Annotated in this window: 16 protein-coding genes and 3 pseudogenes; 6 read left to right on the top strand and 13 right to left on the bottom strand. The window is 75.5% G+C overall.

Going from position 1 to position 23,210, the window contains the following annotated elements; all coding sequences use genetic code 11:
• Positions 1 to 126: pseudogene (locus tag P3H78_RS31605) on the top strand (2-oxoacid:ferredoxin oxidoreductase subunit beta); the annotation flags it as partial.
• 138 nt (positions 127 to 264) lie between these two features.
• Positions 265 to 1,683, top strand: coding sequence for an FAD-binding oxidoreductase (locus P3H78_RS31610; RefSeq protein WP_276112626.1), 1,419 nt, complete (start codon positions 265 to 267; stop codon positions 1,681 to 1,683).
• Here P3H78_RS31610 and P3H78_RS31615 read toward each other — a convergent pair.
• The 5 genes from P3H78_RS31615 to P3H78_RS31635 all read right to left on the bottom strand — a co-directional run bounded on the left by P3H78_RS31615 (position 1,676) and on the right by P3H78_RS31635 (position 7,853).
• Positions 1,676 to 2,767, bottom strand: a complete 1,092-nt coding sequence (locus P3H78_RS31615; protein WP_276112627.1) for a vWA domain-containing protein — start codon at positions 2,765 to 2,767, stop codon at positions 1,676 to 1,678. The genes P3H78_RS31610 and P3H78_RS31615 overlap by 8 nt on opposite strands.
• 63 nt (positions 2,768 to 2,830) lie before the next feature.
• Positions 2,831 to 3,361: a GNAT family N-acetyltransferase gene (locus P3H78_RS31620; RefSeq protein ID WP_276112628.1), complete on the bottom strand. Its 531-nt coding sequence runs from the start codon at positions 3,359 to 3,361 to the stop codon at positions 2,831 to 2,833.
• A gap of 111 nt (positions 3,362 to 3,472) precedes the next feature.
• Positions 3,473 to 3,808 (bottom strand): hypothetical protein, encoded by a 336-nt coding sequence (locus P3H78_RS31625; RefSeq protein ID WP_276112629.1) that lies wholly within the window; start codon positions 3,806 to 3,808, stop codon positions 3,473 to 3,475.
• Between the two features lie 350 nt (positions 3,809 to 4,158).
• The gene (locus tag P3H78_RS31630) at positions 4,159 to 7,164 is read right to left on the bottom strand and encodes a glycine--tRNA ligase (protein ID WP_276112630.1); all 3,006 of its coding nucleotides are present in this window, start codon (positions 7,162 to 7,164) and stop codon (positions 4,159 to 4,161) included.
• 206 nt (positions 7,165 to 7,370) lie between these two features.
• A complete protein-coding gene (locus tag P3H78_RS31635; protein WP_276112631.1) occupies positions 7,371 to 7,853 on the bottom strand; it encodes a lamin tail domain-containing protein in 483 nt (160 codons plus the stop codon).
• A gap of 587 nt (positions 7,854 to 8,440) precedes the next feature.
• Here P3H78_RS31635 and P3H78_RS31640 point away from each other — a divergent pair.
• The 4 genes and pseudogenes from P3H78_RS31640 to P3H78_RS33640 all read left to right on the top strand — a co-directional run bounded on the left by P3H78_RS31640 (position 8,441) and on the right by P3H78_RS33640 (position 14,678).
• Positions 8,441 to 9,498: pseudogene (locus P3H78_RS31640) on the top strand (PucR family transcriptional regulator).
• 201 nt (positions 9,499 to 9,699) lie between these two features.
• Entirely contained in the window at positions 9,700 to 11,154 is a 1,455-nt protein-coding gene (locus P3H78_RS33635) for a hypothetical protein (protein ID WP_438828076.1), read from the top strand.
• Positions 11,155 to 11,650: 496 nt separating this feature from the next.
• Positions 11,651 to 12,016: a hypothetical protein gene (locus P3H78_RS31650; protein WP_276112632.1), complete on the top strand. Its 366-nt coding sequence runs from the start codon at positions 11,651 to 11,653 to the stop codon at positions 12,014 to 12,016.
• 1,570 nt (positions 12,017 to 13,586) lie between these two features.
• Positions 13,587 to 14,678 carry an SCO2400 family protein gene (locus tag P3H78_RS33640; RefSeq protein ID WP_438828077.1) on the top strand — a complete coding sequence of 364 codons (1,092 nt, stop codon included), beginning with the start codon at positions 13,587 to 13,589 and terminating at the stop codon, positions 14,676 to 14,678.
• An 83-nt stretch (positions 14,679 to 14,761) separates the two neighbouring features.
• Here the strand turns inward: P3H78_RS33640 and P3H78_RS31665 are convergent, their stop codons facing one another.
• From P3H78_RS31665 to P3H78_RS31700, 8 genes and pseudogenes are all read right to left on the bottom strand, one after another.
• Positions 14,762 to 16,150: an NADase-type glycan-binding domain-containing protein gene (locus tag P3H78_RS31665; RefSeq protein ID WP_438828078.1), complete on the bottom strand. Its 1,389-nt coding sequence runs from the start codon at positions 16,148 to 16,150 to the stop codon at positions 14,762 to 14,764.
• Between the two features lie 668 nt (positions 16,151 to 16,818).
• Positions 16,819 to 17,376, bottom strand: coding sequence for a phage tail protein (locus P3H78_RS31670; protein ID WP_276112634.1), 558 nt, complete (start codon positions 17,374 to 17,376; stop codon positions 16,819 to 16,821).
• A gap of 34 nt (positions 17,377 to 17,410) precedes the next feature.
• Positions 17,411 to 19,369 carry a putative baseplate assembly protein gene (locus tag P3H78_RS31675; RefSeq protein WP_276112635.1) on the bottom strand — a complete coding sequence of 653 codons (1,959 nt, stop codon included), beginning with the start codon at positions 19,367 to 19,369 and terminating at the stop codon, positions 17,411 to 17,413.
• The gene (locus P3H78_RS31680; RefSeq protein WP_276112636.1) at positions 19,369 to 19,812 is read right to left on the bottom strand and encodes a GPW/gp25 family protein; all 444 of its coding nucleotides are present in this window, start codon (positions 19,810 to 19,812) and stop codon (positions 19,369 to 19,371) included. The genes P3H78_RS31675 and P3H78_RS31680 overlap by 1 nt, the downstream gene beginning before the upstream one ends.
• A gap of 40 nt (positions 19,813 to 19,852) precedes the next feature.
• The gene (locus P3H78_RS31685; RefSeq protein ID WP_276112637.1) at positions 19,853 to 21,760 is read right to left on the bottom strand and encodes a VgrG-related protein; all 1,908 of its coding nucleotides are present in this window, start codon (positions 21,758 to 21,760) and stop codon (positions 19,853 to 19,855) included.
• Positions 21,760 to 22,482, bottom strand: coding sequence for a CIS tube protein (locus P3H78_RS31690; RefSeq protein WP_276112638.1), 723 nt, complete (start codon positions 22,480 to 22,482; stop codon positions 21,760 to 21,762). The genes P3H78_RS31685 and P3H78_RS31690 overlap by 1 nt, the downstream gene beginning before the upstream one ends.
• 16 nt (positions 22,483 to 22,498) lie before the next feature.
• The gene (locus tag P3H78_RS31695) at positions 22,499 to 22,921 is read right to left on the bottom strand and encodes a phage tail protein (protein WP_276112639.1); all 423 of its coding nucleotides are present in this window, start codon (positions 22,919 to 22,921) and stop codon (positions 22,499 to 22,501) included.
• 52 nt (positions 22,922 to 22,973) lie between these two features.
• A pseudogene (locus P3H78_RS31700) lies at positions 22,974 to 23,210 on the bottom strand (hypothetical protein); the annotation flags it as partial.

The following is a 23,210-nucleotide window of genomic DNA, read 5'->3' on the forward strand; positions in this document are numbered from 1 at the left end:
TCCATCGACCGCCCCGTCTACGACACCGCCATGGCCGACCAACTCGACACCGCCACCGAACAACACGGCAAAGGCGACCTCGCCGCCCTCCTCACCGGCACCGACACCTGGACCGTCACCGGCTGACGGCTGAAGGGCGGCCGCGTCACCGCGGCGAGACGGCACTCGCTCACGAACGCTCACACGTCGCGCACCCCGGTGATCCGCGTCACACTGGATGGGGTGGCCTCATCGATCCCGCGGAGCTGCCAAGGGGGTCCGCCCATGAGCGACATCGACGCAACCACTTTCGACAGCCTGCGCGCCGCCGTGCGAGGACGTGTGGTCACGCCGCGGGACGCGGACTACGACGAGACCCGCAGCGTCTACAACGCCATGATCGACCGGCGTCCGGCCGCCGTCGCCCGGTGCACGGGCGTGGCGGACGTACGGGCGACCGTCGCCTTCGCCCAGGACACAGGGGTCGACCTCGCGGTACGGGGCGGCGGACACAGCGGGCCGGGGCTGTGCCTGATCGACGGCGGGCTCACCCTCGACCTGTCCCCGATGCGCTGGGTCCGGGTCGACCCGCAGGCCGCGACCGCGCAGGTGGGCGGAGGCAGTCTGCAGGGCGACCTGGACCACGAGACACACGCCTTCGGCCGGGGCGTGCCGGCCGGGATCGTGTCGACCACCGGGCTGGGCGGTCTCACGCTCGGCGGCGGGCACGGCTACCTGACCCGCACGTACGGGCTGACGATCGACAGCCTGGTCGCCGCGGACGTCGTCCTGGCCGACGGAAGGCTCGTCACCGCCTCCGAGGAGGACCATCCTGATCTCTTCTGGGCGCTGCGGGGCGGCGGCGGCAACTTCGGCGTGGTCACGTCCTTCACGTACCGGCTGCACCCCGTGCACACGGTCGGGGTGGCGGTGACCCTGTGGCCGATCGAGCGTACGGGCGAAGTGCTGCGGTGGTACCGGGAGTTCCTGCCCGCCGCGCCGGAGGACCTCACCGGCTTCTTCGCGATCCTGGTCGTCCCGCCCGGGCCGCCCTTCCCGGAGGCGGTCCACGGGCAGAAGGTGTGCGGCGTGGTCTGGTGCTGCACGGGCGACCCCGGGGCCGGCCGGTTGGAGGAGGTGCGGTCGGCGGTCAACGACCCGGCGCCGCCCGCCTTCCACTTCACCTCACCCATGCCCTACCCGGCCCTGCAGACCATGTTCGACCAGCTGCTCCCCAAGGGACTGCAGTGGTACTGGCGCGGCGACTTCTTCGACACCATCTCCGACGACGCCGTAGCGGTGCACGAGAGATACGGGCGGGGCATCCCCACCGACCTGTCGACGATGCACCTGTATCCGGTGGACGGCGCGGCCCACCGGGTCGGCCCCGGCGACACGGCCTGGGCCTACCGGGACGCCGTGTGGTCCGGCGTCATCGGCGGCATAGACCCCGATCCGGCCAACGCCGACCTGATCCGGCAGTGGTGCGTCGACTACTGGACCGATCTGCACCCCCACTCCATGGGCGGCTCGTACGTCAACTTCCTCGGAGAGGCCGAGGGCCCGCAGCGCGTCCGGTCCACCTACCGCGGCAACTACGACCGGCTGGCCGCGGTCAAACACGCCTACGACCCGGACAACTTCTTCCACGGCAACCAGAACATCCCGTCGTCCGCCGCCGCCCCGCCGCGCCCGCTCAGCTGATGGTGACGACGCGTGCCCAGGGGGGTGGGGCGTCCGGGACGTAGTCGGGGTTCTCCTCGTCCACGGTGCGGGCAGGGCGGGGGAAGAGACCGACGACGGTGCGGCAGGGCGGCTGCGCGGAGGGCCACGGGGTCTGGCCGTCCGTCAGGGCGACGATCACGTCCGGGCGTGGCCGGGAGCGGAGCGCCCGGGCGAAACCGGAGCGCAGATCCGTTCCGCCGCCGCCGATCAACACGATGTCCTCGGCACGGCAGAGCGGGACGGCTACCCCGGCCGCCGCGTCGCAGGAGAGCACCGAGACCAGGTCGCGCCGCCCGCCCACCGCCCGCGAGATCGCCGTCACCTCCAGCAGCGCGCTGCCCAGCTCGGCGTCGCTCACCGACCCGGAGGTGTCGATCACGACGCAGATCCGGGGCGGAGTGCGGCACAGGCTCGGCAGGAGCACCCCGGGGACACCGGCTGAGCGCCGGGACGGACGCCGGTAGCTGTGGTTCTCGCCCACCCCCGGCGCGCCCACCGCCGAGCGGACCGCCGCCCCCAGCAACTGCCGCCACGGCTGGGACGGACGGAACGCCTCCTCCGCCCACCGGCGCCACCCCTCCGGCGCATCGCCCGGCCGGCCCTTGATCCCCTCCGTGACCCGGAAGCGGACCGCGTCCCGCTGCTGTCTGCTCAGCCCGTGTGCCCCGTCGGACCCCAGCCCCCACGGCCGGTCCTGCCCGTCGGCACCACTGCCGCAGTCCAGCCGGGCCAGGTCCCCGGCGAGCCCGGCCGGCGACGCCGTCCGCAGGTACTCCTCCATCAGCAGACCGGCGGGCAGCCGCGGCAGCGACGGCAGCACCGCCCCGGCAGGCACGGGCAGACCGTCGCCGTAGATGTCGTCGTTGATCTCGAAGTCCGCGGCGATGTTCCGCCGCAGCCTCTCCCGGCCCGCGGCCGCGGCCCCCCTCCCGCTTCGCTCGCCCGGTCCGTGCTCCTCGTGTTCGCGCGCACACCTCTCGCCCCGCCCGTGGTGGTCGCGCAGGAGATGGGAGACCTCGTGCACCCGGACCCCCGCCAGGTCCTCCACCGGGGTGCGGGCCACGTGCGGACGGTGGGCGTTCGGGGTCAGGGCCCGGACCGGCGGATCAGGGCCCGCACCGCCGGATCAGGGGGTCCACTCGTCGGCGAGGAGGCCCAGGAGGGTCACGTCGTGGAAGGCGCCGTAGACCCAGGCGGCGCGGCGCAGGGTGCCCTCGGTGGTGAAGCCCGCCTTCGTCGCGGCGGTGATCATCGCGGTGTTGTCCGCGAGGGTGTCCACCTGGAGCCGCTGCATGCCCCGCACCGCGAAGCCGTACTCGCACAGGACGCGCACGATGTCGGAGCCGAGGCCGCGGCCGCGGAACGCGGGGCGCACCGTGATGCCCAGGTGGGCCGTCCGGTTGTGCGGGTCGATGTTCCACAGCAGGGCCGCGCCGGCGAGTTCCTGCGAGGCGAGTTCGACCACCGAGAAGGAGGCCGCGCCGTCCTTCGGTTCGGTCGCGGCGAAGGGGGAACGGCCGGCCTCGTGGGCGATCGGCTGCCAGGGGCGGGTGTCGGCGCGGGAGCGGACGAGCACGTCGTCGTACAGCTCCTCGTGGAGCACGGGCACGTCCGCTTCGTGGCGGGCCCGCAGCCCGACCTTGCTGCCTCGCATCATCCTGCATGGGTATCGCAGGGGCGCCCCTTGCTCAACCCGTTTTGCGGGGCGCCCGAGCCGGGGCGAGCCCCGGGCCGGGGCCCGGGGCTCGCTCGGATGCGGCGCATGCGCTCAGTGGTTGACCATGCCGCAGGTGAGCGACGCCTTCCCGTTGGGGGTGCGGACGACGAACCTGCTGCCGCTGAGGCCGTCGACGTCGAAGCGGCCCGCGTGGTCCGTGGCGACCGTGCCGGAGCTGGAGCCGGAGTAGCTCACCCTGGCGCGGGAGGCGAAGCCCATGCCCCACAGGTGGTACGTGCCGTTGGACTCCCGCTCGACGTGGCACATCCCGGCGGATGCCGCCCGGGGTGCGGAGGTGCTCGCCGCGTGGGCGGTGAGGGCGGGGGTCAGTGCGAGGGCGGGGGCGATGAGGACGGAGAGGGCTGCGAGACGACGTGTCCGGTTCATTTTCGACCTCCCAGGGGAGCTGTCCGTACGACCGGGGGCGTGACGGCTCCGTCTCCCGCGACGGCGGCCTCGCACGGGCGCCGAGGAGGGAGAGGCCTCGCCGCGTCACGCCGAGCGCAGATCACCCCACGTGGACCGTGCCGCCTGTGCACGGACAGGGGCACTCCGTGGGGTGTCATGCCGCTTTCATCGTATCGTCCGGTGTGTCGCGCGACATCTCGCGCGGATGCGCCCGCGCGGGGCCGCCGCCCACTCCCGTGGGGAGGCGGCCGCTCGCACGGCTGCGGCTGCGGGCCCGGAATCCGGGCCCGGCCGGGCTGCGGGCCCGGAATCCGGATCCGGCCGGACGCCTAGAGCGCGCTCCAGTTCAGCGTGGTGCGGGCCAGGGCCGCCACGTCCTCCAGGAGGGCCAGCCGGGCCGCGCGGACCGCGAGGTCGGGGTCCATCACGAGCACCTCGTCGAAGAAGGCGCCCACGGCGGCGACCAGCGGGCCGGAGTACTCGATCAGCGCGGCGAGGTCGTCCTCGCGGCCCCGCAGGGCGGTGCGCGCCGCGTCGGCGGCCTCGGCGAGGCGCAGCTCGGCGGGTGCCGTCAGCAGGGACCGGTCGGCCGCGGGGGCGCCGTCCTCGGGGGTGCCACCGGGCAGGATGCGCACGACCCGCTGGAGCGCGGCGGTGAGCGCGCCGAACTCCTCGGTGTCCGCGTGCCGTTCCAGGGTGGCGAGGGTCAGGTCGGCGTCGGCGGGGCGGTCGGCCCGCACCAGTACGGCCTGGACGAGGCGGTGTTCGTGTCCGGCGTCCGTGAGCTGCTGCTCGTAGCGGCGGGCGATCAGCTCGGCGGCCTCCGCGAGGCGTTCGGCGGGGACCTCGACGCCCTGGGCGGTGTAGCGCGCGGCCGCGGCGGCGAGGCCGTCGGCCACCCGGATCCCGGCCGTCGCGGGCACGCTCCGCAGGACGTTGAGCAGGCCGATGGCGGCACGCCGCACGCCGTACGGGTCGGAGCTGCCGGTCGGCACGGCGCCGATCACGAACATGCCGGTCACCAGGTCGAACCGGTCGGCGAGGGAGAGCACGGCGCCGGGGTCGGTGTCCGGCAGGGCGCCGCCCGCGGAGCGGGGCAGCTCCATGCCGGACAGGGCCCGGGCGACGTCCTCGGACTCGCCGGCGCGGCGGGCGTACTCCTCGGCCATCACTCCGGCCAGGCCGGAGAACTCGACCACCATCTGCGACGCCAGGTCGAACTTGGCCAGTTCGCCGGCCCGCCGGACGGTGGCGGCCGCCTCCTCGGGGAGGCCGGCCCGCTCGGCGAGGTCGAGCGCGACGGCGGCGATGCGGTCGGCGCGGTCGGCCACGGTGCCGAGCCGGTCCTCGAAGGTCAGCTGGTCCAGGCGGCCGCGGAGTTCCTCGGGGGCCGCCTTCAGGTCGGCCCGCCAGAAGAACGCGGCGTCCTCGTAGCGGGCGCGCAGCACCGCCTCGTTGCCGGCCCGTACGGCGGCGTCGTCGCACAGGCCGTTGGCGAAGGTGATGAAGTGCGGCATGAGCCGGTCGCCGTCCAGCACCGGCAGGTAGCGCTGGTGCTTGCGCATCACGGTGGTCAGGACGGCGGCGGGCAGTTCGAGGTAGCGCTCGTCGAAGGAGCCGCGGATCGGGTGCGGGAACTCGACGATGTCGGTGATCTCGTCGATCAGCGCCGACTCGCCGTCCAGGTCGACCTGTCCGCCGGCCTCGGTCGCCAGGTCCAGGGCTCCGCGCACCACCGCGTCCCGGCGGGCCCGGCGGTCCAGCAGGATGCCGTGCATCTGGAGGAAGTGGGCGTAGCCCTCGGCGGTCGTCACCCGGACCACCGGGTCCGGGGCGGTGCGGTGGACGCGCGTGAGGTCGCTCGCGGCGAGGGCGGAGACGGTGACGGGCAGCGGGGTGCGGCCGAGCAGGGCGAGCAGCCAGCGGACCGGGCGGGAGAAGGACAGCGAGGGGTCCCGCCAGCGCATGTTGCGGCCCGCGCGCAGGGAGGAGACGACCTCGGAGAGGAGGTCGCCGAGCACCTCGGGCGCCGGGCGGCCGGGCATGTCGAGGGTGGCGGCCATGTATTCGGTGCCGTTCGCCTCCAGGACGTGCAGGCCGGCCGGGTCGACGCCCTGGCTGCGGGCGAAGCCGAGCAGGGCGGGGGTGGCGGCTCCGTCGCGGTACGCGGCGGCCTTCTTGGGGCCGCGCACGGTCCTGGTGGTGTCGGGTTCGCGCGCGTCGACGTTCTCGACGATGACGACGACGCGGCGCGGGGTGGTGGTGACGGTGACCGGGCCGTGCCGCAGCCGGGTGGCGGCGAGCCGGGTGGTGACGGACTCGCGGACGGCGTCGGCGGTGGCCTGGACGTCCGCGTGCGGCAGTTCCTCCAGGCCGATCTCGAACAGCAGCGTCTCGGGTCCGGAGACCGCGGGCAGCGGGGCGCGCACGGCGGGGGCGGGCGCCGGTGTCACGCCGAGCGGGTGCTCCAGGGCGGTGCGGCGGCGCACCCACAGCTGGGCCGACTCGTGCGTCAGGCCCCGCATCAGCGCGAACGCCTTGGCGCGCTCGGTGGTGCTGATGGCGCCGCGCGCGTCGAGCACGTTGAAGGTGTGGCTGCACTTGAGGACGTAGGTGTACGCCGGGACGGGCAGTTCCAGGTCGAGCAGGCGACGCGCCTCGGCCGCGTACGCCTCGAACAGGCCGCGGTTGGTGTCGACGTCGGCGTCGTCGAGGTAGTAGCGGCTCATCTCGTACTCGTTCTGGCCGAACACCTCGCCGTAGGTGATGCCCGGGGCGTAGACGATGTCCTTGAAGTGGGAGACGCCCTGGAGGTTCATCAGGATGCGTTCGAGGCCGTAGGTGATCTCGACCGACACCGGGGACAGGGAGACCCCGCCGACCTGCTGGAAGTAGGTGAACTGGGTGATCTCCATGCCGTCCAGCCAGACCTCCCAGCCCAGGCCCCAGGCGCCGAGCGCGGGGGAGGCCCAGTTGTCCTCCACGAAGCGGACGTCGTGGGCGGCGAGGTCGACGCCGAGCGCCCTGAGGCTGCCCAGGTACAGCTCCTGCGGGTTGCCCGGGTCGGGCTTGAGGATCACCTGGAACTGGGTGTGGGTCTGCAGGCGGTTGGGGTTCTCGCCGTAGCGGGAGTCGTCGGGGCGCACGCTCGGCTCGACGTAGGCGACGCTCCAGGGTTCGGGACCGAGCACCCGCAGCGCCGTGGCGGGGTTGGCGGTGCCGGCACCCACCTCCGTGTTCAGCGGCTGCGTGATCATGCAGCCGTTGCCGCTCCAGTAGTTCTGCAGGGTGAGGACGGCGTCCTGCATCGTCAGCGCCGTGTGGCCGTTCTTCATGGTGTCGAGTCGCCCGTTTCCCGAGTCGGTCCGGCAGGTGGTGTCGTGCGCGGGCACCGTCCGGGAGCGCCACGGCCCGGCCCGGGGCCCTGAGGGGTGGTCATGATGTCACAGGCCCCGCGGCGCCCGGCGTGGGCTTCTCGGCCGGGAACGCGGACGGCGCGCCGCCCCGGGAGGGACGGCGCGCCGTGCGGCGGTGCCGGGGATCAGTGGTGGCGGCGGCCGCCCCGCTCGTCACCCCGGCGGTCGCCGCCCCAGCGGACGGCGTCGACGAAGCGGCCGTGGTCGTTGCGCAGGGTCGCCGTGTCCGAGCGGCGGTCCCACACGGACCGGTTGCGGTCCTGGTAGAGGTCGGTGCGGGTGTCACGGCCGTAGCCGGTGTGCACGCGGACCGTGGAGCGGCCGTCGAGCCGGTAGTGGTGGAAGGTGAAGGTGTGGCCGTCCGCGTCCGAGAGCGTCCACCCGTCGAGGTTGACGCCGCGGCGGGTGTCGTTGGTGATCTGCACCCACTCCTGGTTCAGGGCGCGGTTGGAGCGGTCGTCACGGGCGCCGGCCTCGTGGCGGACGCCGCTGATGGAGACCGCCTCGCGGGCACGCGGGCCGTGGTCGGCGGCGGACGCGGGCAGCGCCAGGGCTCCGACGAGGGAGCCGGCCGCGACGGCGGCGGCGGCGAGACGGCGGGCGGTCACGGAAGCAACAACGGACACAGGTCCCCCTGCTTGTTCGGGCGCAACTCCGCGGGCGGCGTGGGCCGTGGTCCGCGGGCTGTGCTGCGTGCGGTGGCGGCCGGCTTGGCCGCGCAGCACCAACCATGTCCGTCATGCGCAGGGAATGTGTGTGAAACGTGAACCGTGTTACCCATCACGCACATTTCCGTGACTCTCGGCTGCAAGGTCCATATACGCGGCGAATGCACCAGGTTGACGCCGTGAAGGAGCCGGGAGCCTTGCCGCGCCCGGCCGGGAGGGCCCGTCCGCCGGAGCGCGCCACCCCGGTGGCGGGAGGACCGTCACCCGAAAGTGAGTAACGGCCGGTGGCGGCGCAGGTGGCGCCGGGGGCGGGTCGGGGACGGGGCGGGCGTCCCGCCGTCGGACCCCGGTGCCGGACACCGTGGTGCACGGCACCGGGGTCCTTCAGCAGTGCTCCCCCGTGCCGTCATGGTGCCCGCGGCGCGTGCGCCCGCGCATTGCCGGTGTCCGGCAGTGTTCACTAGGGTCTCGATGCCGGTGGGCCGCCGAGGATCCGTCACCGGCGCGTCAGGATCCGGGGGGACGGCGTGACGGAGCTCGAGGCGTTCGAGCAGTATCTGGAGGGGTATGCCCGGACGCTGGCCGACGTCGCGGCCACCGGCCGGCGGCTGACCCGGGACGAGATCGAGGAGCGCCGGGCCTGGGCGAGCGGGCCGCGGAGGCCGGTCACGGGCTGCGGGTGCTGGTCGGCGCGCACCTGGCGGCGGCGCGGGCGGCGTGGCCGCCGGTCCCCGGCTCGGCGGACCGGGCGCTGGCGGTGGTGCAGCAGGCCGTCGACGCCTTCGCGGAAGGGTACGAGCGCGCACAGCGGCTGACGGTGCGCCGCGAGGAGGCGGCCCGCCGCGAGTTCATCGACGACCTGTTGCACGGCCGCAGCGACCTCGGCCGGCTCGCCGAGCAGGCGGAACGATTCGGCCTGCGGCTCTCCCACGCCCACGCGGTCGCCGTCGCCCGCGGCCCGGTCCGCTGGGGCGAGGGGGACGCCGCGCCCCGGCAGGTGGAGCGGGCGATGCTCGCCCGGTTCGGCGACCGCAGCGTGCTGCTCACCACCCGGGACGGACGGCTGCTGTGCATCGCGCCCGGCCACCAGCAGGAGGTGCTCACGCACTTCGCGCGGGCGGCGCAGGCGGCTGGCGGCGGCGGCCAGGTCGCCCTCGGCCGCCCCCGGCCCGGGCCCGGCGGGATCGTCCAGTCCTACGAGGAGGCGCTCAACGCCCTCGAACTGGCCGAGCGGCTCGGCCTCGACGACCCCGTGCTGCGCGCGGCGGACCTGCTGGTCTACCCGGTACTGACCCGGGACCGCCAGGCCATGGCGGACCTCGTCGCGGGCACGCTCGGCCCGCTGACCGCGGCCCGCGGCGGCGCGCAGCCGCTGCTCGACACGCTCTCCGTCTACTTCGACTCCGGGTGCGTGGCCGCCGAGGCCGCCCGCCGGCTGTCACTGAGCGTGCGGGCCCTGACCTACCGGCTGGAGCGCATCCGCCGGCTCACCGGCGCCGACCCGGCGGACCCGGCGCACCGCTACATGCTCCAGACGGCCGTCATCGGGGCCCGCCTGCTCGACTGGCCCGCGAAGGAGCTGTGAGCGGGACGCGCGCCCGGCCCGCTCCACCACCACCGACAATCGCCGTGTTCGGGCGTTTTTTCGGTAAACAGAAACCCGTGTGGCGGGAAATGACGGGAGTGACACGGCTGCGCGGTGAGCAGGCTGCCGGGGGGCCGAGGCAACGTGACGGCGCGCACAGCGGTCCATACGGGTGTCGGATGTGGCTGGGGGTCGGGGGAAGTGCTGCGAGGAGCCGAGCGGGGACACGGCGGGCAGGGACGCCGGCCGGACCGGTCCCGGGGGGCGGGACGGCGACGGGCGCGGGACGGCCTGACGCGGGACGGCCTGGCGCGGGACGGCCTGGTGCGGGCCGCCCGCTTCACCGGCCGGACCCTGCGTGCGGAGTGGCACGGCATCGTCGTCGATCCGGTGCGCCGGCTGATGCACCGCGGGCTGTCCGGGCTGGTGCTGGCCTTCGTCGCCGCCTTCGGGGTGATCTTCTTCCATGCGCTGGCGCAGCGGCCGGCGGGGGAGGTGGCGGTCCGGCTGGTCGGCGGGGTGAGGGCCGATCTGCCGCTCTGGCTGGCCCTGTCGCGCACCCCGGTGTCCCTCTACGTCCCGGCGCTGGACCTGCCGGTGTGGGCCGGGATCACCCAGCTGTTCCTCGCGTTCGCGCTGGCCGAACTGACACTGGGTCGGGGCCGGACACTCTTCGTCTCCTACGCGACCACGCTCGCCGGGACCCTGACGGTGCGGGTGATGGTCGCGATGGGGCCGGGCCGGTGGGGGCTGGGGCTGCCGCCGGAGATCGGGCAGGTGCTCGACACCGGGCCGTCGGCCGCGGTGGTCGGCCTGTTCACGTATCTGTCGGTGGTCCGGCGGGCGCCCGTGGTCTTCGTCCTCACCGGCGGCTCGATGGTGTGGGAGTCGATCGCCAAGCCGAACCTCGCCGGACGGGAGCACCTGATCGCGGTGGCCGCGGCGATCGTCCTGGGCCTGCTGCACGACCGCAGCCCGGCCCGCCTCCTGCGCCGGGCCGGTGCCCTGGCCGTGCGGGTCGGCCCCGTCCCGCGCCCGGCCGTCGGCACGGCCGGGGGGCCGACGGCGCCCCGCCCCTCCGGGGGTCCGGCGCCTCACCCGTCCGCGGGTGCGCCGTTCCGCCCGCCTGCGGACCCGGCGCTTCGCCCGTCTGCGGATCCGGTGTCCCGCCCCGGCTACGGGCCCGGCGCAGGGGCTGTGCCCGGCGGGGCGTGCGCTGCCGTTCCGGCGCCTGGGCGGGCTGCGAGGGCGGGCGGCTCCGGCGCCGGCGCACCCGCCCCGCCCCTGCGAGGAAACGGTCCGGCGCAGGAGGAGCCGGCCCGGGCCGCCGCCCACGGCGAGTCGGGCGGCGCGGCGGCATGCAGCGGTGCGGTCGTGGGCGCCGGGGTCGCGGCCGCCTCCGGGCGGGGACACCGGCCGGCACCCGACGAGCCGGAGCCCGCCGCCCGCGGTGACGTGGGCGGCGCGGCGGCACGGAGCGGTGCGGTCCCGGGCGCCGGGGGCGGGGCCGTCGTCGGCGCCCGGGGGAACCGGCCGGTGAGGGAGGGGCCCGGGCGGGTCGTCGTCCAGGGTGGGGCGGGCCGGGGTGCTCGTCGTGCCGGTGGGGGCGCGGTGGAGGTCGGGGAGCAGGCGGGCCCGGTACCGCGGGAGCCGTAGCCGACGGGGGCCTCGCATCCGGCCGTCCCACCCGGGAGCCATGGCCGACCGGGGCCTCGCATCCCGGCCGCCCCGCCCAAGAGCCATAGCCGTCCGGGCCCTCGCATCCCGGCCGCCCCGCCCCGGAGCCATGGCCGACCGGGGCCTGCGGCGGGACCGTCACGGTGTGCAGGACGCATCCCGGCCGCCCTGCCCAAGAGCCATAGCCGACCGGGCCCTCGCATCCCGGCCGCCCCGCCCGGAGCCGTGGCCGACGGGGGCCCGGATCCGTACCGGAGCCGGGAGCCGGGGTGCTTCCGGAGAGCCGGAGCCGCCGGAGTCGGAGCCACGGGAGCGGGCGGGCCGGGGGCGCCGGGTGGGCAACCGCGGTGTGCGGAGCGGGGCTTGGGCGCCTGTGCGCGGGCGGGACACGCGCGCCCCCCGCGCCTATCCTGGTCGCGCGGCCCGGTGCCGTGGTGGCGGCAGGACGCCGGCGCCGTACGGGGGAGGGGGACCGATGGACTGGTTCTGGTGGGTGCTCATCGCGTTCTGGACGGGGGGCTTCGCGTGGTTCGCGGAGACCGGCCGCACCGCGCTGCGCAACCGGCACCGGCGCAGGATGGAGATCATGCAGGAGGCGAAGGCGGAACGCCTCGCCCTGGAGGCGGCGAAAAGGCCGCCGGAGCCGGTGTGCGGCTGTACGCATCATCTGGCCAAGCACGACCGGAACGGCCGGTGCCACGAGCGGGTGGAGGTGCCGACGGCCTGGGACGAGCACAAGCAGCCGCTGCGTTACGAGCCGGGCCAGTGCAACTGCCAGCAGTACGTGGGCCCTCAGCCGCTGTCCCAGGTGTACGCCGAGGAACTGACGGACCTGGCCTGAGCGGAGCGGACCCGCCCGCGGGCCGGAGTGCGTCGTCCGGGCCGCGCACGGCCTGCCCGGGCAGGACCGGCGGGACCGCGCCGCCCCCGCCGCGGCGCCGCCCGCGGGGGGTGCGCTGCGGGGACCACAGGACGTAGACCGCGGATCCGACGGCGAACGCGAGCCGGATCAGCCCCCGTATGGAGTCGGACGGCACCAGCAGCGCGCTGCCGTACAGGGAGATGAGCGCGATCCAGCTCACCCAGGGCACCAGCCGGCGGCGCCCGATCGAGTCCCAGAGCAGCGTGCCGAGGAGCACCGAGGCGTTGTAGTACGTGTACACGCTCGGGTCGAGCACGATCCGCGCGTCGGCGGCCAGCAGCACCACGGCCGGCCAGCGGTGCCGGCGCACCGCGAGCGCGCCCAGCGCCATGCCGAGCGCCATCTGGGCCGGGCGGTCCCACCACGGGGTGGCCGGGTCGCTCACGCCGAACCACCGCAGCGAGGACGCGGCCTGGTTGGGGATGGTGAACCGCGCCGCGGCGAACGTCTCCAGATGGGTGAGGTAGAAGGGCAGCCAGGCGGCCGCCACCAGCCCCACCAGCCAGCCCGCGGACCGCAGCCGCGCCGGCCGGGGCAGCGCCAGGAGCAGCGGCAGGAACCCCACCGCCCAGGGCTTGGAGTCCACGGCGAGCGCCAGCAGGACGCCGACGGCGGTGGCGTTGCCGCGGACCAGCGCGCGGACGGCGAGCGTGGTGAAGAACAGCGCCAGGACGTCGTCCAGGTGCGCGAACCGCACCGACACCTCCACCCACATCGGAATGAAGGCCGCGCCGGCGATCAGGACGCGCTGCTGGAGCCGCCGGTGGTTCAGCCCGGTGCCGCGGTAGTGGTCGGCGGCGGCCCGGCCGATCAGGACCAGCATGTACAGGCCCAGGCCGGACATGAAGGCGTCGGCGAGTTTCTCGCCCAGCACCGCCGGGAAGGGTGCGAACAGCCCGGCGACGAGGAAGCTGACGGGGCCGATCTGCAGCTCGGGGTGGTTGGCGTACAGCGCCAGACCGCCGCCGGGCACTCCGCTGAAGAGGAGTTCCTGGCCGGTTCTCAGGTAGTGCCAGGACACCGCCGCATGGCGCTCGGCCATGACGAACCAGACGACCGTCCACAGGGTCAGCAGGGCGTGGTGCCAGCGCACCGGGGACCGCCCGATCCGGCCGACCCGCACCCCGTCCCCGGGCACGGCCCGCGCCGTCGCACCGTTCTGCACGTTCCGTCCTTCCTCCAGACGTCTCGCCGGGCGAGCCGCCTGTCGCGAATCGCCGGAAGCATAACGAAACAGTTGCAGCATTGCGCAACTGCAGGGTGAACGTCCGGCCTGCCGGACGCCCCCCCGTGCCACGGAGCCGTGTGTCCGGCAACACCCCGGACCCCGTCTGCGCGAGGCCCACCGAGAATCCACGCACGAGCATCACACAGGCTGCACTCAGTCTTTCGAAAGCCCCGTTAGCGTGACTGGCCGCTCGATTCCACGTGCGAACGTGCCCACGCCACGGCAGGTGTGCCCTCGGCGTGCCGATCAGGAAGACCGCGGATGGACTACTGCTCCTCGTGTCGCCGGCATCTCAACGGCGCTCTGGTGTGCCCCGGGTGCGGTGCCTACGCCCCGGACATCGCCCCCCACATCCCCTCGGCCCGCCCTTCCGGCGCCGGGGCCCCGGCCCCCGCCCCGCAGGCGACGCCCGGCCCGGCGGCCCGGATGAACGCCGGCTGGCACGTCACGTCCTCGGGTACGTGGCGCAGCGCCGGCCGGCTTCCCGGCGATCCGGCCGCCGGGGCCCCGGCGGCCCCGCGGGCCGCTCGGTCCCCGCTGGACGCCACGGCGCCGACGGCCGCCGCGGGAGCCCCTGCGGGCGCCGCGGACGCGCCCCTGGAGCGGACCGCGGACGCGGCGCCGGCCGGGCCGGCGGACGCGAACGTGGTGGGCGTGGCGCCCGCACGGCTGGGCCGGGCGGCCCGGCGCCGCCGGCTGGCCCGCTGGAAGAAGACCCAGCGCCGGGCCCTGGTCGCGACCGCCGTCGCCCTGGTCGGCGGCGGTCTGACCGTCGCCTCGATGCAGCGGGAGTCCGGCACCAGCACCCAGGCCGCCGCCACTCCGGACGCCGCGAACACGGGCGCCTCGCTGCCGCAGCAGCACCTGCTGACGACGTCGCCGCAGACCGGCGACCACGCGTCGTCCCCGTCCTCGTCGTCCTCGTCGTCCCCGACGGCCGGCACCGCGCACCGGCACTCCGCGCCGGCGACGCACGGCGCCTCGGCCCCGGACGTGCACCCGGACTCGGCCGCCACCCCGCGTCCGACCGCGCCCACCACGACGCACACCGTGACGCACTCGGCCTCCTCCGGCTCGGCGTCCTCGGTGGCGGCCCCGTCGGCGGGCGGCGCGTCCGGCTCCGGCACGGGCTCGGCGTCCACCGGTTCGGCGAGCCGGACGTCCACCACGCCCACCGCGTCCACCGGCTCCGGCACCTCCTCGGGGTCGGGGTCGTCCTCGACCACGGGCTCGGGCTCGGGCACGGGCACGTCCTCCGGGTCCGGCGGGTCGGGTGCCGCGCAGTCGGGCCCCACCACCTCGTCCACCTCGCCGTCGGGGCTGTGCGTGCTCGGGCTGGTGTGCGTGAACTGACGCACGACGGCCCCGGTGCCCGGACCACCGGGCACCGCACCGGGGGGGTGGACCGCCAAGGCGCGGTCCACCCCCCGACCCGTTCAGGACGCGCTCGCGTTCGACGGGCCGAAGAACTCGATCTCGGCGATGGCCACCTGCTTGGTCGACGAGGCCATGTACGCCGAGTCGACGGTGAAGCGGACGGCGGTCACCGTGCCGACGCGGAACGCGCGGCGCTGGCCGCCCGCCCCCTGGTCGAGCGTGAGCTCCCGGGTCGACTTCGTCCCGTCCGCCGCGGTGATCGTCGCGGTGATCCGGTGCGGCAGCGCCGACCGCGTCAGCTGGTCGGGACGGGTGGAGACGCCCGGGGTGACGACGACGTCCAGCAGACGCGTCGGCTCGTCGAAGCGGGCCTCGATCCACTGCCCCTGGCCGGACTGGGTCACGCCCGGACCCCACCAGGTGTTGTTGAGCTTGTCGAAGGCCAGCTGCGGCTTGTGCCCGGGATAGGAACGGGACGCCAGCACCCGGTCCGGGGCGACCGGGGCGCGCTGGGCGAAGTGGTCGCGGGTCGCCTGCACGGCCTTCGGGGCGTTCACCCCGGCCAGGATCAGCAGGGTGAGGACGACGGCGGCGACCAGCCAGCTCAGGATGCGGTCGAAGGTGCGGCGCAACCGGGGCCGGTCGCCCGCCCACGGGGTCTCGTGGCGGCGGCCCTCCAGCAGCCGGCGCCACCACGGGCGCGGGCCCGGGACGCTCTCCTCCCCCGCCATCGGCATGGCGCAGCGGGCGCAGAAGTGCCGGTCGGCGCGGTTGGGCGTGGCGCACCAGGGGCAGGGCGGGCCGTCGACGGCGCCCTGCTCCCAGCCGGGCGCCCGGACCTGCGGCCGGTCGTCCACCGGGCGGCCCGGCAGCACGGGGGCCACCGAGGGGGCGGCGTCGGGCCGTTCCGAGGGGTCCGCGACGGGCACGAGCAGGGAGCGGGCGCGGGCGGACAGGCTGTCGGCCGCGTCGGCGTTCTCCGTACGGTCCGTCGCCCCCGCGCCGCTGCCGGTGCCGTCCGGTGTGCCGGGGCGCTCCCCGGCGGGCGGCACGTCGTGACCGCCGCCGGCGGGGGACGCGGCGCCGATCGGCCGCGTCGGAGCGGTGGCCGGCCCGGCGGGGTCCGCACCGTGGCCGCCGGCACGGGCGCCGCCCGTCCCACCGGCCTCGGTGCCCGCCCCGCGGGCACCGGCTCCGGGATCCGTTCCGCCCGCGCCCCAGCCGTGCGGCGCACCCCCGTCCGAGGGCGGGCCCCCGGTACCGGGGGCGCCGGTGGGCCGACCCGGTGTCCCCGGGGTGGGGCCGTGGCCGGGCGGGAACCCGCCCGGCGCGTGGGGGTCCGCGGGGACGCCGCGGGGGGCCCCGCCGGATCCGGCCGGGTTCGCGGACGAACCGCCTTCCGGCCGCCCGGTCGCGGACTCGCGGGCGCCGTAACCGGCCGACCGCATGGCGGGCGCACCGGAGCCGGGGGCCGCGGCGGGCGCTCCGCCCGTGGTCCGCGCCCGGGGCGCGCCGGACGGGCTCGCCTCCCCGGCGTGCGCCGCGCGGCCCGGGACGCCCGCGCCGCCGGGGCCCGGCGCGTCCCACGCGCCGTCGGCGCCCGGGCCGCCCGCGGGACGCGTGTCCGCGTCCCCTGCGGCGCCGCCCCGAGCCGTACCGGAGGAGCCGGGACCCGCGGCCGCCCCCGCCGGGGCGCCCCAGGGCGCCGACGGGTCCGACCCCGTGGCCGCCCCGCCCGCGGAGGCGCCCCCGGAAGCGGCACCGGTCGCCGGCGCGCCGGGCCCCGCGGCCCCCGCCGCACCACCGGAGGCCCCGCCGAACGCACCGGACGCTCCGGACGGGCCGGACGACGGCGCACCCGCGCCTCCGGCCCCCGCCGCGCCGCCCGGAGCCGTACCGGACGAGCCGGATGCACCGGACGGGCCGGATGTCGTGGACGGTGGGGCGGTGGCGTGGCCGTGGGCCGTGGCGCGGGCCGGGGTGCGCTCCGCTTCCGGGCCGGACCCCGCGCCCGCACCGGCCGGGCGGCCGGTCCAGCTCAGGACGGCGCCGCACGCGTCGCAGAACGACTGGCCCGCCCGCGCGGGGGTGCCGCACTCGGCGCAGTTCTGGGTGGTCATGTCTCCGGAATCCTTTCGGCGGCGGTCACCTGGACCGTGTACGGCATGTGGGCGGGCCGGGCGGCGGCGACCAGGGAGTCCAGGCGGTGCTCGTCCGCCGGGGTCGGCGCGGGCAGGCGCAGGTGGACGTGGAGCCGGGGCCGGGGCTCGCCCGGTACCGGACCGAGCGGGCGGGCGCTCCACGCCGCTCCCCCGCTCTCGGTGATCTCCGGCTCCGCGCCGAACGCGAGCCGCACCGCCTCGGCCAGGCCGTGCCGGGTGCCGCGGATGCGGTGCAGGTGCGCGGCGGCGGCGACGGCGGCCCGCAGCCGCGCCTCCGGTTCCGTGCCGTCGGTCTCCGCGCCCACCCAGCCGCCCAGCCAGCGGGCGAAGTCCAGCGGGGCGAGCGCCGGGTCGAAGTAGGTGTCGGCGCAGTCCAGGACGTTGTGGACGGGGGCGAGCACGTCGTCCAGGCCGGCGACGAACCGCTGTGCCAGGTCGTCGTCGGCGAACACCGCCGGCAGCATCGCCCCGATGGGCGCCGACGAGCCCAGCCCGTCGACGGACCCCCTCACCGCACACCTCCCGCGGAGACTGCGGCCGGGCGCGTCACGAGCCGTCCCCGATCACGCGGACCCGGTGGTCGTAGGAGAACACCAGCGACGGCGCCTTCAGGTCGATCCGGTCGGTGGGGTCGCCGCGCTTGCCGGTCAGGGGGTCCGCCGGGTGCAGGATCACCTCGTCGACGAGTTCCACGCCCGGGACCCGCTGGAGCACCGCGAAGACCTCGCCCGACTGCACCGGCCGGCCGAAGCGCCAGCCGGTGCCGTCCGCGCCGCCGGTCAGCGGGTCCAGGTGCCGGTACAGCGCGTCGTGGGCCCGGCGGCGCACCCGGTCGGTGTCGGCGCCGCGGAAGGCGTGCACCGTGGCCACCACCGTCACGCCCTGGTAGAAGGGCGGCCCGACGGCGAGCCGGGTGCCGATCAGGCGCCGCTCGTCGAGGTGGCGGGTGATGCGGTCCAGCAGGGTGTCGCCCGGCACGAGCTGCTCGAAGCGGAGCCGGCCGCCGGGGTCGGGCACGGCCTGCGGCACCACCAGGACCCGGACCGCGTAGGAGCCGTGCTCGCTCTCCTCACCCTCCAGGCAGGTGATCCGGGCGGCCTCCGGCGCGGCGCGGCGGGCGAGCTCCTCGTAGTCCCGCAGGGTCACGGCCCGTTCCTGCGCGCGCAGGGTGATCGGCGCGCGGACCTTGGCCTCCTCGACGGTCTCGCCGTCGACCCCGCCGCGCGCCGCCTCCCGGTTGACGACCTCTCCGACGTACGGGATGGAGGTGCGCAGCACCTGCACGGCGCCGCGGGCCACGTTGCCGGCCCGGCCGCCGCCGGTGCGGTAGCGGCGGGCGCGCACGACCGCGCCCTTGGGGGCGACCGCCCCGTACTGGCGCAGGGAGCCGTCGCGTTCGCGCACCGCCGGGCCGAAGGCGATCTCACCGGTGGTGGCGTCGAGGGTGACGTGCCGGTCGCCGGGGCCGGAGGCGGCGAAGTTCGCCACCACCCGCCAGTCGGTCCAGCCGTCGTGCTCTGCGGTCTGCAGCAGCAGCGGCGGGTCGTCGCCGACGACGGGCGCGTGCTGGAGGCGCAGCCGCTGCCCGGGCAGGCCGGTCGACTCGCCGAGCGCCTCGTCGTGGACGGTCTCGGCGTGCACGGCGACGGTGGTGCCGCCGACGGTGAACGCCTCGGCGGAGCGCACGGTCGGCGAGGTGGAGTAGAAGGGCTGGCCGGGCAGCGGCCGGGTGACCCGGCAGCGCAGCCAGCCGGCCTCCTGGCCGCCGGTGCGCGAGAGGACGTGCCCGCCGGGGACGTGCAGGACGACCGCGCCGGGCCGGTTGAGGCCGCCGGTGCCGTCGCGGTCGACCTCGCAGGGCTGCCAGCCGTCCTCGGTCCACGCCTCCCACCGCAGCGGCGGCTGGCGCGGGTCGACGCCGACGCCGTCGACGCGGCTGTCCAGTTCCAGGGCGACCGCGCAGTGCGGGACGGCGGAGGTCAGGCCGAGCAGCATGCAGTCGCCGGGTTCGGGCGACTCGGCGAAGCAGAGCACGTCCTTGCCCTCGACGAGGTCGTGGGTCCGGTCGGCGACCGGTTCGCCCCGCTGCTGCACCACCAGGGAACGCAGGCTGCACGGCTGGACGGTGAGGGCGCGTTCGGTGGCGAAGACGACCGCTTCCTGCACCTCCGTGCGCACGGTGGCGACCTCGGTGCCGGCCGGCACCGGCACGGGCTCCTCCTGGGGTGCGGAGAGCCAGAACGTCACCTCGGTACGGGCGGCGGACGGCGGGAAGAGGGTGATGCCGACCAGGTCCAGGAAGGCCAGGTGGTTCTTCTCCGGGACCCGGTTGAGCCGGTAGACGATCTGGTCGGCCATGTGGGCGACCGTCTCGACGAGGGTGACACCGGGGTCGGAGACGTTGTGGTCGGTCCACTCCGGGGCGCGCTGCTGGATGTAGCGCTTGGCGTCGTCGACGAACTGCTGGAAGCGGCGGTCGTCGAGGTTGGGGGAGGGCAGGGCCATCAGCGGTCGCTTTCGGGGGAGGCGGCGGGGCCGTCACCGGTGCCCGGTTCCTCGTGGGACGGGATGACGTAGAAGGGGAAGACGAGACTGCGCGGGTTGTTGGTGCCGCGGATCGCGTAGCGGACGTCGATGTGGAGCACGCTGCGGTCGCCGCCCGCGGTGACCTCCACGTCGGTGACCTCGATGCGCGGCTCCCAGCGGTCGAGGCTGACGTACACCTCGTGCTGGATGCGGCCCGCGGTCTGCTCGTTGACCGGGGCGAAGACGAGGTCGTGGATGGCGCAGCCGAAGTCGGGGCGCATCGGCCGCTCGCCCGGCGCGGTGGACAGGATCAGCCGGACGGCCTCCTCGATCTCCCGCTCGCCGCTGACCAGCGCGATGCCCCCGGTCGGCCCGATGCGCAGCGGGAACGACCAGCCGGATCCGACGAACTGCTCGGCCATCAGCCGTGCACCTGACCTTTCCTGACGAGGGGTCGCCCGCTCATGCCGGCACCACCATCACCGGCATGCCGTTCGAGGTCAGCACGCCCGTGATCGGCACGGTGGCGGCCCGGATGCCCACGGTGGCGACGGAGTTGATCTGGATGGAGGCGGTCGCGCTGAGGTTGGCCGCGCCGAGCGCCTTCATGTTCAGCGCGCCCGCGGCGTCCAGGGCGAGGATCCCGCCGACGGCGCGGATGTTGACCAGCCGGCCTCCCTGGATGTCGAGGGAGCCGCCGCTCTTGATGGTCAGGTTGCGCCGCGCGCTCAGCGTCAGGTCGGTGCCCGCCTCCACGCTGACCGAGCGGCTGCCCTTGATCCGGACCGCGCCCTTGCTGTCCACGGTGATCTCGGTCCTGGTGCGGTCCAGGTTGATGACCAGCTTGTCGTTGCCGGTGGCCAGCCGGACGCCCTGCCTGCGGGCTCCGGTCTGCTGGCTGAGCAGGTCCATGCGGTTGCCGCGCCGGTCGGAGACCGTGTGCCGGGACGCCTGCTTGCGCAGCCCGTCGTGCAGGGGCACGTCGCTCACCACGGTCGGCCGGTCGCGGCCGTTGTAGAGGCCGCCGATGACGAACGGGTGGTCCAGGGCGCCCCGGTCGAAGGCGACCAGCACCTCGTCGCCGACGTCCATCGGGAAGACGCCGCCGCCGTTCTTGCCGCCCCACTGCATCACCCGGGTCCAGTCGCTGACGTAGGTGTCGTCGAGCCAGGGGAACTGGAGCTTCACCCGGCCCTGCCTGAGCGGGTCCTGCACGTCGGTGACCAGGGCGTTGGCGACGCCCGGCAGCCGGGGGGCGCCGCTGGTGCCGCCGGAGGCCAGCCCGTACAGGGAGCGCCACTGGCGGCCGCTGACGGTGACCGTCGTCTCGTAGTGCCGGCCGTCGCCGAAGTGGTGGCGCACGGAGGTGGCCGTGTACTTGCCCCGGAACGGCTCCCCCACGTCGGCGAGGGCGACCGGCACGCCGGGCCGCAGCCGGGGGTTGCCGCGGGCGACGACCTCCAGTTCGGCGAAGGAGGAGGTGACGTCGTCGGCGAGGGCGTCGGCGGCGGACTTCACCTCGGACTGCCGGTCGCGGGGCGTCGTCGTCTCCACCAGGGTGGCCGGCTTGAAGACGGCGGCCGCCTCGCCGGGGGTGGAGCCGATGCCGAAGCCGGGGTTGGCGGCTGCGGGCGAGGTGACGGTGAGCTTCTTCTTCGCCGTGACGTCCCAGCCGCGCGCCTCGACCCGGCCGACCTGGTCGGCGGCGGTCACCGCGGCCCGCAGCCGCAGGATGTCGTGGCCCGCCTGGAGGACGAAGGGGCTCTTCTCCCCGTCGGTGCCGGGGGACGGCGCGCCGGACGCGGAGCGGGGCCGGACGAACTCGAACCGGCCGTCCGCGTTCACCGACATGACCATCTCGTTCTCGTCGGCGAGCCGGGCGAGGAAGTCCCAGTCGGTGACGTCGGACTGGGAGATGAAGTCGTAGACGGTGCGCGTCGACTCGATCCGCCCGACGGGCACCCCGCCCTGCGCGGCCAGCTTCCGGGCGATGTCGGAGGCGCTCTGGTTCCGGTACGCGGCGACCCGGCGCCGCCGCATCAGCCGGAACCCCCGGTCGTAGCCGCGGATCACGGCGAAGCTGCCGGTGCCGTCGTAGTCGGCCTCCAGGCCGGTGACCTCGCCGGTGAGCAGCGGGTCGGCGGCGCCCTGGCCGTCGGCGACCGGCGCGAGACGGACCGGGGTGCCGAAGGTGACCCCGAGCTTGCCGAGCAGCAACCGGTGCGGGTCGCGGAAGGTGAGCCGGAAGGCCGCGGGCACGCCCATGCCCTGGTCCACGTGCCCGTCGACGAGCAGCCGGGTGTACTCGGCGGGCAGCCTGGCGCCGCCGATGCGGACGTCGATGACGTTGGAGAAGGCGTACTGCACCATCAGGGACGCACCTCCTCGGCGGCGGGCAGGACGAGTTCGACGCCGGTGGGCAGCCGGGCGGGGTCGTCGACGGCGTTGGCCTCGGCGATGGCGCGCCAGGCGGAGGCGTCGCCGTACTCCCGCCAGGCCAGCGACTGCAGCGAGTCGCCCGCGACGACCCGGTGCACGCGCTGCGCGGTGAGCGCGCCCGAGGTCGGGTTCTGCCCCTTGGTCCTGCTGGGGATCTCGTGGAGCTGCAGCCGGCAGGTGGCGCGGATGGGCACGCCGGTGGTGCCGAAGAGGGTGTACGAGGCGTCGACGCTGCCGACGTACGCGGTGAACCGGGCGGTGGAGAAGGACCCCCACTGGAACACCACCCACGGCGGCGACGGCTGCTTGGCGGCGATGCTCTTCGTCGTCACCTCGCAGCAGGCCAGCAGCGACTCGACCTTCTTCAGGACGGTGTTGCCGGTCGGCTCGTCGGAGGAGTCGAGGAACACCTCCACGCCCAGCTCCCGCGGCTCGGTTCCCATGAACTCCGGGAGCGAGCCGTCGCGTTCGACGGGCGCCGGGGTGGCCTTCCACTGGGCGCGGCGGGCCAGGGTGAGCTGCGCCGGGTTGAAGTCGAAGCCGAACGTGCGGATCAGCCCGCCCGGCGTGGTGCTGTAGCCGACGGGGGGCTCGTGGATCGCGAGCGTGGCGCGTACGAGGCTGCTGCCCGCGCCCCTGCTGCCCTTGGCCATGCGGTGTCCTCCCCCTTCAGTCGGTGAAGCCGTGGTGGGCGATCTCGAGGACCTCGGTCGCCACGGACGGGTTGGCGGGGTCCAGGCTCGGGCCCTGCCAGCTGACCGGCAGCACGTCGATCAGGCCCCAGCGGGCGACCTCCGAGCCGTCGGCGCGCAGCGCCGCGATCTGGGCGGTGGGCCGCTTGATCCCCGTCTGCACGGACGAGATCCACTGGGCGACCTTCGCGGTGTCCGGGGTGAGCGGCCGGGTCAGCCGGATCGTGGAGAAGGTGACCCGGGTCGGCAGCTGCCAGACGAAGCCGTTGTTGCCGCCCTCCTGCCGGTGCTCGACCTCGACCTGCGACGACAGCCCCTCGCACCCGTTGAAGTAGCCGAGGCTCTCCCCGTCGATGCTGAGGGTGAACCAGATGGTGGATCCCGGGTCTTGGCGGGACATGGGGCGGGCCTTTCGTGCGGGGTCTCGGGCGGGGGCGGGGGCCGGGGTGCGGTCAGGGGCGGGGGTCGCGGAGCCTGCCGACGCGCTCGCGGTCCTGGCGCAGTTCGGTGCGGATCTGCCGGGTGATCCGGTCGACGAGCCGGTGGGCCAGTTCGTCGAGCTGGAAGTCGGTCAGCGCCCGCGGGTCGAAGGCGCCGGCGGGGATCGCCTCATAACCGGGCGGGCCGCCCGGCGCCGAGGGTCCGGGCGGGAGCCCCGGGTACGGGGGCGGGGGCGGCCCGGGGTACGG

The organism is Streptomyces tropicalis (assembly GCF_029269835.1).
Classification (GTDB): Bacteria; Actinomycetota; Actinomycetes; order Streptomycetales; family Streptomycetaceae; genus Streptomyces; species Streptomyces tropicalis.

What these genes read in the sequence shown, in the direction of transcription:
- P3H78_RS31630 (WP_276112630.1), bottom strand. Translation starts at nt 7,164, where the DNA reads ATGAAGAACGGCCACACGGCGCTGACGATGCAGGACGCCGTCCTCACC.
- P3H78_RS33640 (WP_438828077.1), top strand. Translation starts at nt 13,587, where the DNA reads ATGGACTACTGCTCCTCGTGTCGCCGGCATCTCAACGGCGCTCTGGTG.
- P3H78_RS31665 (WP_438828078.1), bottom strand. Translation starts at nt 16,150, where the DNA reads ATGCGGTCGGCCGGTTACGGCGCCCGCGAGTCCGCGACCGGGCGGCCG.
- P3H78_RS31690 (WP_276112638.1), bottom strand. Translation starts at nt 22,482, where the DNA reads ATGGCCAAGGGCAGCAGGGGCGCGGGCAGCAGCCTCGTACGCGCCACG.
- P3H78_RS31625 (WP_276112629.1), bottom strand. Translation starts at nt 3,808, where the DNA reads ATGAACCGGACACGTCGTCTCGCAGCCCTCTCCGTCCTCATCGCCCCC.
- P3H78_RS31675 (WP_276112635.1), bottom strand. Translation starts at nt 19,369, where the DNA reads ATGGCCCTGCCCTCCCCCAACCTCGACGACCGCCGCTTCCAGCAGTTC.
- P3H78_RS31650 (WP_276112632.1), top strand. Translation starts at nt 11,651, where the DNA reads ATGGACTGGTTCTGGTGGGTGCTCATCGCGTTCTGGACGGGGGGCTTC.
- P3H78_RS31685 (WP_276112637.1), bottom strand. Translation starts at nt 21,760, where the DNA reads ATGGTGCAGTACGCCTTCTCCAACGTCATCGACGTCCGCATCGGCGGC.
- P3H78_RS31620 (WP_276112628.1), bottom strand. Translation starts at nt 3,361, where the DNA reads ATGATGCGAGGCAGCAAGGTCGGGCTGCGGGCCCGCCACGAAGCGGAC.
- P3H78_RS31695 (WP_276112639.1), bottom strand. Translation starts at nt 22,921, where the DNA reads ATGTCCCGCCAAGACCCGGGATCCACCATCTGGTTCACCCTCAGCATC.
- P3H78_RS31680 (WP_276112636.1), bottom strand. Translation starts at nt 19,812, where the DNA reads ATGGCCGAGCAGTTCGTCGGATCCGGCTGGTCGTTCCCGCTGCGCATC.
- P3H78_RS31610 (WP_276112626.1), top strand. Translation starts at nt 265, where the DNA reads ATGAGCGACATCGACGCAACCACTTTCGACAGCCTGCGCGCCGCCGTG.